The sequence below is a fragment of the Cupriavidus sp. 01L415 genome, from assembly GCF_056400065.1.
In genome coordinates this window covers 23011-32603 of sequence record NZ_JBFTSP010000042.1, presented here as the reverse complement: position 1 = coordinate 32603, position 9593 = coordinate 23011, and the positions used below count along the sequence as shown (strand labels likewise).

9 protein-coding genes are annotated in these 9593 nt (G+C 63.2%); 2 read left to right on the top strand and 7 right to left on the bottom strand.

Features of this window, described 5'->3' with window-relative positions; genetic code table 11:
• Positions 1–669: helix-turn-helix domain-containing protein (locus AC1DOX_RS29095; RefSeq protein ID WP_477114083.1), on the top strand; the 669-nt coding region annotated here is incomplete at its 5' end.
• A gap of 752 nt (positions 670–1421) precedes the next feature.
• Here the strand turns inward: AC1DOX_RS29095 and AC1DOX_RS29090 are convergent.
• Complete coding sequence (locus AC1DOX_RS29090) at positions 1422–2081, bottom strand: methyltransferase family protein (protein WP_441621218.1); 660 nt, start codon at positions 2079–2081, stop codon at positions 1422–1424.
• 179 nt (positions 2082–2260) lie between these two features.
• Here AC1DOX_RS29090 and AC1DOX_RS29085 point away from each other — a divergent pair, with 179 nt between their 5' ends.
• Entirely contained in the window at positions 2261–2584 is a 324-nt protein-coding gene (locus AC1DOX_RS29085; RefSeq protein WP_441621216.1) for a nucleotide pyrophosphohydrolase, read from the top strand.
• A 25-nt stretch (positions 2585–2609) separates the two neighbouring features.
• Here AC1DOX_RS29085 and AC1DOX_RS29080 read toward each other — a convergent pair whose 3' ends face one another.
• The 6 genes from AC1DOX_RS29080 to AC1DOX_RS29055 form a co-directional block, all read right to left on the bottom strand.
• Positions 2610–3860 carry a type II toxin-antitoxin system HipA family toxin gene (locus AC1DOX_RS29080; RefSeq protein WP_441621214.1) on the bottom strand — a complete coding sequence of 417 codons (1251 nt, stop codon included), beginning with the start codon at positions 3858–3860 and terminating at the stop codon, positions 2610–2612.
• The gene (locus AC1DOX_RS29075) at positions 3860–4132 is read right to left on the bottom strand and encodes a helix-turn-helix transcriptional regulator (protein ID WP_441621212.1); all 273 of its coding nucleotides are present in this window, start codon (positions 4130–4132) and stop codon (positions 3860–3862) included. Before AC1DOX_RS29075 ends, AC1DOX_RS29080 begins: the two co-directional genes overlap by 1 nt.
• A 131-nt stretch (positions 4133–4263) precedes the next feature.
• The gene (locus AC1DOX_RS29070; protein WP_441621210.1) at positions 4264–6942 is read right to left on the bottom strand and encodes an ATP-binding protein; all 2679 of its coding nucleotides are present in this window, start codon (positions 6940–6942) and stop codon (positions 4264–4266) included.
• Positions 6943–7049: 107 nt separating this feature from the next.
• Positions 7050–7385, bottom strand: coding sequence for a hydroxyisourate hydrolase (gene uraH / locus AC1DOX_RS29065; RefSeq protein ID WP_441621208.1), 336 nt, complete (start codon positions 7383–7385; stop codon positions 7050–7052).
• An 11-nt stretch (positions 7386–7396) separates the two neighbouring features.
• Positions 7397–7960, bottom strand: a complete 564-nt coding sequence (locus tag AC1DOX_RS29060) for a hydroxyisourate hydrolase (protein ID WP_441621206.1) — start codon at positions 7958–7960, stop codon at positions 7397–7399.
• Position 7961: 1 nt separating this feature from the next.
• Positions 7962–9320: an MFS transporter gene (locus tag AC1DOX_RS29055; RefSeq protein WP_441621204.1), complete on the bottom strand. Its 1359-nt coding sequence runs from the start codon at positions 9318–9320 to the stop codon at positions 7962–7964.
• Positions 9321–9593 lie beyond the last annotated feature (273 nt).

Below are 9593 nucleotides of genomic sequence, written 5' to 3'. Positions count from 1 at the left end.
CCAGTACGCTTGCTGACCCCCGCGGAGCTGGCTGTCTGCATCAAGGTGTTCCGCGACGCCCGGCAATGGACTCAGGAGCAGTTGGCCGTGGTCGCCGGGCTCAACGTGCGAACCGTTCAACGCGTCGAGCAAGGCTGGCCCGCCGACCCCGACACCTGCCGGGGGCTGGCCAGCGCCTTCGATTTCCTGGACATCGACGCGCTTAACAAGCCATTCGCGATTCCGTCGGAAGACGAACTCAAGGCAGCGCAGGAACAGTTCGACCAGGAGCACGTCACCTTCGCGGCGATTCGGCTGACCACGGGTGAGCAGTTGGCGGAGCTGGCGCAGACCAGCACGATGGACATGTCGCAGCTCGCCTTCGAAATGCGCGGTGAAGCGGATAAACGCTTCGCCGCGCTGATGGAATATTTCCGCAACTACCGGGATGGCCTGGACGCCTACACCGAAGCGCAGAGGCGCGAGGCGTCTGACACGATGCAAGCCAGCATCGATGTGCTCAAGACCCTTGGTGTTTCGCTCTGCTATGCCGAGCGCCAAGTGCTGCTGAAGGGCGCCTCGGACCCGGACAGGCCAATGCCAGCTAACGTCCTGTACGTGATCGGGTTTCCGCTCGGCAAGGAACCCAAGCTATTCGCCACGCCAGCTTTCGTTGATATCCGCCTGTAGGCGGAAGGGCCAAGATTCACGCTTACCGGTACCGCTCGTAGCCGCCCGGGCCGAATCGCCCTACACCTGACACGTGATGAACGAGCGAGAGGCGTACTGCGTACCTCGACGGCTAGATTCTGATCTTGACTCGTAGCCTCAATTCCTGGTCGTCAATACGGCGGACCGTCCAGACGCAAGCCATTGCGGGGCACTGTGGCAATTTTAGTCTGAATCAACACGACGGTGGTCCAGATCGAGATTCTTGCGCTAAGGCGGTGCGATTTGACCCAAAAAGACATAGTCCGCCGGGCGGCTTGCGGCAGGGTTTCCAGTGCCCGCGCGATTCCCGCGCTGCGTGGCGATCGCATTCGGACAATCTGCACAAGGCTTTGGAGATCAATGATCTTGTGATGCTCTTTCTTGCGCTCGATGTCTATCGCGACGCTCCTGTTCGACAGATGGTTACGTCATGGCAGATCAAAGCGAAGTCTGCTATGCGCTTAGCAGTTCCAAACTTGCGTGCTGTATCTCCTGAGGGCATTACTCTTTCACGCTGAGCTCGTACCTTGTCGTGGGTCAGGGCGCCAGAAAGAACATCTGCAACTATCTTATCGGCGAGCTTGGCGGAGTGCTCATGCCCAGTGACAGCTGCAATCCTCCGGCGGTGATCGTCCGCCGGTGTGGGTGGGCGAAAAGGATGGCGACGTGTGGATTTGCCGCGCACGTCGTCGCTCGGAATGAAACAAGGCCCTAAAAAACCTCGCTCTAATCTAATACAGGTACGGCACCAGTCTCCACGTCCTGCTGCGGTAGTCCGCATACTCCGTACCGAATTCATCGAGCAGAAGCCTTTCCTCCGCGTGCATTCGGGCGATCAATGGTGGCAGCATCAACAGCGCCAGTATCACGCCGACCCCCGACCGAAAGGCCAGCGCCCAACCCAATGCGTTGACAAGCAGGCCTAGATAGCTCGGGTTTCGAACGAGCCGATACGGCCCGGAGGTCATCAACCGGTGTCCGGGCTGGATCGCCACCAGTCCGCTAAAGCGATTCCCGAGGACGAACACCGGCCAAAGCCTCAATGCGCCGCCGATGGCATACAGCGCGACGCCGAGCCATCTCATGCCGTCGCCACCGAAGGTCCAGAATCCGATGCGCTCGGTATAGGCGGGCAGATAGGCCGATAACAACCCCAGCAATCCGAAGGCAATCAACACCCAGCGATTTCCTCGATCCTCTCGCTCACCGGAGCTTAGATTTCCCTCGGTGAACAGCGCCGCCACCGTCAAGGCAATCGTGACGAGGGCCAGTGCGATTCGGGCGGGGTGGGAGAGAAAGGCGGCAATGCCGCCGGCTCCAAGTGCGGCGATGCCCAGATAGGCGGCGACGCCAATCAGACTAAACACAGCCAGTTGCGACTTTGATTTCACACCAAGCTCCGGTGAGCGCCTTCCTCGCTACAGCGTAGTCCGTTGAGGGGCATCTTGCCGGCCGCGTATCCGGAAGGGGCAAGTCGCCACGCCCAAGACGGTAAAATCGACCTACCCGATGCTGCTAACCGCAGCGCTGAGCGCTTCCGCAATTCGATTCGCACGAGTCCACATCCGCCATGCCTCTCATCGACATCAAGAACCTGCAGCAAGCCGCCGCCGACTTCGGCGAGGAGCGCGGCTGGGGCAAATATCACAGCCCCAAGAACCTGGCCATGGCACTGAGCGTGGAAGTGGCCGAACTGGTCGAGATTTTCCAGTGGCAGACGGAGTCCGAATCGCACGCGATCATGGAGACCGCGGAGCGCGAGCACGTCGAGCAAGAGCTGGCCGATATCACGATCTACCTGTCGCAGCTTGTGACGGCGCTCGGTGTGGATCTGGATGCGGCGGTGAGGGCGAAGATGGCTGCCAACGCTCGGAAGTATCCGCCGCTCAAATAGCGTCGCCACCGTGCGTGTCGTTGCCCTACCCCAATCTCCCCATCACCTTCCCCGTCGTCGACACCACAAACTTCGCGAGCCGCTCCGCCAGATCCTTCGCGCCCTGCGACAGATTTGGCGTTACGGTGTTGACCGCCTCTTCCACCGCGACAGGCATTTTTTTCGCAAGCTCCGCTGCCAACCCCAAGACAAATCGCGGCTGCATTCCGAGCGACTGCGCCATTTTTTCCACGTGCTCGCGCGTGATGTTTCCCGGCTGCGTCTCGCCGCCCACCGAGAACGCAAACTCCCGCGACAATCCCGGATATAGCCTGGTGCACATCAGGTCGTAGAACGGTGTCAGCACCATGCCCTTCTGCGGATGCCTGTAGACGGAGAAATTCTTTGCGTGACTGTCATTGTTGCCAACGTACAGGTTAAAGAATATCCACTGCACAAAATCGCGCAGGTCGATTGCAGGCTGCATGCTGTATTCGCGAATCAGCGCTGCGCATTGTGCGATCCCCGGTCCGCCTTCTTTCTCGTACTTGCGATCCGAGACCGTTCCTGCCAGCTGGCAAAGGTCGTACTGGATCAATCGCCCTAGCGTCCCATTTCCCGATAACACTCGGTCAAACCGTCGCATCACGCACGATCGGGTGTGCGGTTCATAGAAAACGTCGGCCGTAGGCAGTCCGCATTTTGCAGCGATCGTCATGACAATCGCCTCGTTGGCTGCCGAGTGCCAGACCTTTGCCAGCCGCTTGATATCGGGTTTCAGAATATGCGTGGACGGCGCCGTGCCCCGGGGCAATCGCGGCACGCCGTCCGCGAAGATGGCAATGCTGGTTTTGTCTTGTGCACCGGCCAGCGAAATGCGGGCATCACGCCCGGCAATATCGATGACGGCGGCGGACGTCTTGCCCAGTCGTGCGGCCAATGCCTCCCATGTGGTGGCTTCGTATTCGGCGGGCGCGGGCGCCCGGCCCGCAGGCAAAATGACGAAAGCGCCAGCGTTGTCGCCAGCCACTTCAAGCAGCAGCGAGAACAGCGTCGACGCCTTTCGTTGTTCGGCGATGTACTGCCTGAGTTCGGCTTCGGGCAGAAGGTTCTCGAAGAACGCCAGGACCGCGGCCGAATCCTGTCGGCCACCGGCAAGGGGGATGGCTGCAAGCGGAAAGGCATCGTTTCGGTTGAGCCACGTCGGCGCATATTCAAACGCCAGCGGGGATGCGTCGTGGAGGCTGCCGATGCGCGTGTCGCCGTAGAAGACGTCAAGAGAAGTCGGGCGCGTCATCACAGGCTCCGCGCGGTTCGGGGTCGGACGATGACTTCGAGTCCGAGCAGGTCGATAACATCGAGCACCTTTTGCAGCTGGACCGTGGGCTTGCCGCTCTCCAGGTCGACGACAAATCGGTTGCCGATGCCGCCCAGCCCGGCAATGTCCGTTTGTTTGAGTGCCAGGTGCTTGCGTTGCTGGCGGACGATGTCGCCCAGTTCCTTCGACGAGCGGATGCGGGTTTCGTCCGGCGCGTTACCGCTCGGGAAGTTTTCGTCGTCAGAACGCATGAAATCCACCTTAAATTACCGATCGGTAATTTTTGGTCGATCTACGAGTGAAAGTCAACAAAAAATTACCGATCGGTAATATCACGCGACCAAACCGCCGCAACACCCCAAAAACTTCCCGCTCGGTAACTTCAACCGCTGCTCCCGCGCCCTCTCCCCTTCACCGCCCGATAGGCATCAATAGGCAAGCTATGCACGGCCGATGTGCCGTCGTCGGTCTTGCGCACGTAAGCCACGGTTGAGACAAACGGTTCCATGACGGGCACCTTCTGCAGCGGTGCGGCGATCAGCAACTGGACCTGAAGTCCGGCAAATCGCTGCAAGACAGGGCGGATCAGCGTGTCGGGGCCCTGGCCGAAGCGGTCGCCGAGCACCACGAAGCGCAGCGCTCGCGATCGCGTTTCATCCTCCCCCCACGCCAGCGCATCGGCAAGACCGGCCGCGAGGATCGAATAGGCCAGCCGGGCCCGATGCGTACCCGCGGGATCGTCCGCGTCGACGTAGTGGGTGTGCGTGGGATCTTCCGCGCGCCATCGCTCGCTGACGCCGATGTGGAACCAGTTGCGCACGTCCGTTACCTTCGATGCCCACAGCCGGTCCGCGTCGGACTGTTGCGGGCCATCCCGCAAGCGGTTCAACAGTCGTTCGATCCGTGCAAACCGCTCTTCGGCGCGCTCGATGTCCGGCGTGGCTTCCGTGCACAGATGGAGCTCTTGCTCGAAGTCGCGGATGTCGGCGTCGAGATCGGCTTCGAGGTCGATCTGGGCGTATTGGCCGCTAGTACTGTCGATCCGCGCCAGCACGGCATTGATCTGCGCCACGCGCCCGCGCACCGCCTCGAACGCCTTGCCCAGATGGCCGTGGAAGTAGGCGATCTCGTAGACCATGTTGAGGCTCAGCAGGTCGTCGAAGCGGGCTGTCAGGCGCGGCAGCTCCGAGGTGCGCAGTGTCTCCAGCAGGTTCTGGTAGCCAGATCGGGCGGCGGGGCTGGCTTCCATCTGTGCGGTCTCCACCGGAAATGCCGCCTTGAAGGCGCACAGGATCCTGAGCACGTGTTCGGTGAAGCGATCAAGCCGCCCGGCCTCTGCGTCGATGTGGGCCTGCAGCCAGGTGCGGACATCCTGCTGCCGGTGGTCGACGCATTCCAGCGTCAGCTTGTGTTCGCCAAGCGCCTCGGCGCGTATCACATCGAGGCGCTCGGGGGAGACCGTCTGCATGGCTGGCAACGATTCGGCCAGCACCGCTTCGGTGTCCTGATGCCATGCCATGACGATGTCGTGTTTTGCCTGGAGGGCGATGCGCGCCTCGCGGGCGTCCTGGAGATGCTGCTCGGCTTCGCGGATCGTCGCTTGCAACGCATCCAGTTCGTCGGCGAGCGGCCGCAGCGCGTCGGGATTCGACTGGCGTACCTTCTCCTCATCAAGGCGCGCCACTTCCACCGCCGCTGACCGCCAGTCCACTTCCGTGAAGTCCCCGATCATGGCGATCTGCGCGGCTGCAATTTGCTGATCGCGGAGCGTGGCCAGGGCGGCGTCGATCTGCGCGATCTTGCCCTGCAGCGCGCTCGTGCGCGCGGGATCATCGATGGGCGCGGCCGGCGCTTCCAGGCGTAGCTGCAGCGTCAGTTCATTGTGTGCGTTGCGCAGTGCGGCCTCGCGTTCGGCGGCCTTGGGCTGCCATGTGGCCAGACGATCCTGTTGCGAGCGGAAGTCCGCTTCGGTCTCGGCCGCCGGGATACGCAAGCGTTCGACGAGTCGCCGATACGTGGCGGCGCGCTGCTTGCGCTGCTCCCGCATGCGCTCCTTTTGCTGGATGGCCAGCTCAAGCTGGGCGATATGATCCCCGCCCTGGTCGGAGAGCCGTTGTCGCAGAGCCAGCGCCTCGGCGTGCAGGGCATCGCACCGTACCTGATGCCAATTCACATGGCGCTCCTGCCGATCGCGTTCGTCGTCCAGTGCGGCCAGCCATTCGTTGAGCAATTCGCGCTTCAGTTCCGCGAAATACCCATGCAGCGCCTCGCGGCAAGTGCGCAGGTCGTCGATGGTGGCCGACAGTTCGGCGTGCCGTTCGCATTCGGCTACCAGCGGCGCGAGCATCGCCTCCTGCCGTCTGGCGTGGAGGATCGCTTCGTGGGCGCTGTCGAGATCGTCGAAGTGGCCGAGCAGGGCGGCGAGGCGCGCCGGGGTGTCCTCGGGCGGCAGCACATGATGGCGCAGGAACTCCGTGAGGTCGTCCGTCCCGCTCATCGACGCCAGATGCCGGCACAGCGTCAGCGCATGACCGTCGTCGATGCCGAGGTGCTGGCGACACCACGCTTCATAGTGCGAGCGGTCATCGAACCATGCCGCGCCGGTGTTGACGATCGCGGTACGCCACGCGGCGACGTCCGCCCCGGTCGGTGCGATGTCATGGGTGATGGTCAGATCACGCGCCGCGCAGATGAAGTACCGCTGCGGCGGGCCGGCCGTGGGCAGAAAGACCTGGGCCAGCAAGACCGTCTGGTTGTCATCGACGTTGCGGAACACGCCGAGGATGACCGCGTGGCTATTGCCATGTTGTCGCGTGCCGGACAACGCATCGCCGGGAATGTGATCGCCAGGCGTCAGGAGCGTGATGACGGCATCGGCCAGTGCCGTGGTGCCGGAGCCGGCGTCGCCGGTCAGCAGGATGTTGCCGCCGTCCAGTGGCATCGCCCAGACATGGTGGCCGAACGGTCCCCAGTTGGACACCTCGAGCCTCGCCAGCCGAAAGCCGGGGAGCGCATGGTGCGCCTGGCGGAGCGGATCGAGCGAGTCAGAGTTGGGGCGCAACGCGAATCCTCCGGTCCGGAACGAACGGGGGCTAGTCGCGTTTATTCTACGACACGCGTTATGCGTTTCCGATGATGCACCGGGCGCTCAATGGCCCGGCCGGGGATTCAACTGCCGCGATAAGTGCCGAAACTCCACGCCGAGCAGATCAGGGGCACGTGGTAATGCTGCGTCGCATCGGCGATTGAAAACCTCACTGGCACGATGTCCGCGAATACGTCGGCGGACTTGAAGTACTCGGCCACATAGAAGCGCAATTCGAACTCGCCGGTCCGCGCCTGCGTCGCGGGCAACATCGGCGAATCGGTGCGGCCGTCCGCGTTGGTCCGGGCGCGCGAGATCATTTTGGGCGGTTGTGCTGCGATGTCGAACAACTCAATCTGCATCCCGGCGATCGGCTTGCCGAGCGATACGTCGAGTACGTGGGTGCTGATGCCTGCCATGATTGTCTCCCTCAGCTGCCGCGATAGTAGTTGTAGCTCCACGGCCCGAACAGCACGGGCAGGTGGATGCGCTGTGTCACATCGGTGATGCGGAACCGCAGCGGAATCTTGGAAAGGAATGGCGGTTGCGGAAGTGCGGCCTGGCGCTCGGCAAAGTACTCATCCACGTGCAGCACCAGCTCGTACGTGCCGGCGCGGTACGTATCGCCGATCAGCAGCGGCGGGTCGGTGCGGCCATTGCCGGGCAGCGTGACCGTCCGGATCATCTGCGAGTGCGCGCCGTCGATCCTGAGGAAGTCGACGCGCAGGCCGGCGGCCGGCGTGCCATGGTAGGTGTCCAGCGCGTGCATTGTCAGGCGCGGGCTCAGCCCGCCCTGCTGCACCGGTCCCGTGGTCTGGTTGGGTGCTGGCGTCGAGGGGGGGGCCGTCTCGGCGGCTTGCGCGGTGAGCGACGTGGCCGCGATCAGCGCGCCGCTGCCCAGCGTGACGGACTGCAGCGCGAAGCGCCGGCGACTGGTGTTGATCCGCGTGTCGTTCGGCGCATCGCCCCGCGTATTGCTCGATCTGTCGGTCATGTCACACCCCCTTGGCCGAAGCCACGCCCTTGCGGGACGCGTGGAGCTGGCGGATGCCAGCCAGCACCAGCACGCCCGCCACGATCTCGATGGCGGCCACGATGTAGAGCCCCGGAGAGACCTGGCCCGTGGCGTTCTTGATCAGGCCCATCACATAGGGCGCGCCAAAGCCTGCCAGGTTGGAAACCGAGTTGATCAGCGCCACGCCCACCGCAGCGGCACTGCCGGCGAGGTAGCGGTTGGGGAGTTGCCAGAACACGGGGATGGCGCTCATGGTGCCGACCAGCGCGACGGTCATGGCAATCAGTGCGAGCATCGGCGTGATCGACGTACCCAGCAGCACGGCCAGGACGGCCATGGCGACGCCGCCCACGAACGCCGCGCCGGTGAAATGCCACCGCACCTCGTTGCGACGGTCGGAATGCGCGCCGTTCAGGATCATCCCGGCCGCGCCGCCCAGGTAGGCCACAGCGGCGATCCAGCCCACGGTCATCGGCGCGGAGAAGCCCACTTCCTTGATGATGGTCGGGATCCAGAACGTCAGCGTGGAATTGGCGCAGAGCAGGCAGAAGTAGATCGCGATCAGCAGCCAGACCTTCTTGTTGCCGAACAGCTCGCGCCAGTCGTGACGGCGCTCGCCAAGGGCGGCCTCGTCGCGCTTGAGCACGGTCTCCACCACGCGCTTCTCGTCGGCGGTGAGCCAGTTGGCCTTCTCCGGCTTGTCCGTCATGTAGAACCACGCGAAGACGCCAGCCAGCACGGACGGAATGCCTTCGATGATGAACAGCCACTGCCAGCCGTGCATGCCGTGCACGCCGCCCATCGACGTCATGATGTAGCCGGCGATCGGGCCACCCAGCACGCCGGCGATGGCGGATGCCGACATGAACGTGCCGAATGCGCGGGCGCGGCGTTGCGTCGGATACCAGTAGGTGAGGTACAGGATCACGCCGGGGTAGAAGCCGGCTTCGAACGCGCCGAGCAGGAAGCGCAGGATGTAGAACTGCGTGGGCGTGGTGACGTAGGTCTGCAGCATGCAGATGATGCCCCAGCAGATCGTGATGCGCATGATCGTCTTCTTGGCGCCGATCTTCTGCAGCAGCATGTTCGACGGCACCTCGAAGAAGAAGTAGCCGAGGAAGAAGATGCCGGCGCCCAGCCCGTAGACGGCCTCGCTGAACTGGAGGGATTCCAGCATCTGCAGCTTGGCGAAGCCGATGTTGACGCGGTCCAGCCATGCCAGCACCCAGAGCACGCCAAGGAACGGCAGCAGACGCCAGGAGATTTTTCGGTAAACACCGTCTTCGGCGTCGTCCGCCGTGGCGGTGAACATGGGGATGCCCTGCTTGGTGGTCGACATGTCGTTCCTCGCTTGTCTCTGTATGGCCTGTATGGGTGGGCTTCGTCCGGCCCGGTTGAGGCCAGTATAGAAATGGCGCCGGCCAAGGGAACGCGATGGCTGGTATAGGCCGCATAGCAACCGTCGTATGGGCTGGAATGCCTTGTGCCATGCGGGTTTGCGGGCGATCCGCGAGGCCGTTGGCCGACCTATGGATTACCCTGAGCGCCGGGTTGGTGCGGTGCATCGGGCGGAAAATCGCCATGCCGGGGCGCGATGCACCGGCGCGTCGGC

What these genes read in the sequence shown, in the direction of transcription:
- AC1DOX_RS29080 (WP_441621214.1), bottom strand. Translation starts at nt 3,860, where the DNA reads ATGACGCGCCCGACTTCTCTTGACGTCTTCTACGGCGACACGCGCATC.
- AC1DOX_RS29075 (WP_441621212.1), bottom strand. Translation starts at nt 4,132, where the DNA reads ATGCGTTCTGACGACGAAAACTTCCCGAGCGGTAACGCGCCGGACGAA.
- uraH (WP_441621208.1), bottom strand. Translation starts at nt 7,385, where the DNA reads ATGGCAGGCATCAGCACCCACGTACTCGACGTATCGCTCGGCAAGCCG.
- AC1DOX_RS29055 (WP_441621204.1), bottom strand. Translation starts at nt 9,320, where the DNA reads ATGTCGACCACCAAGCAGGGCATCCCCATGTTCACCGCCACGGCGGAC.
- AC1DOX_RS29060 (WP_441621206.1), bottom strand. Translation starts at nt 7,960, where the DNA reads ATGACCGACAGATCGAGCAATACGCGGGGCGATGCGCCGAACGACACG.
- AC1DOX_RS29085 (WP_441621216.1), top strand. Translation starts at nt 2,261, where the DNA reads ATGCCTCTCATCGACATCAAGAACCTGCAGCAAGCCGCCGCCGACTTC.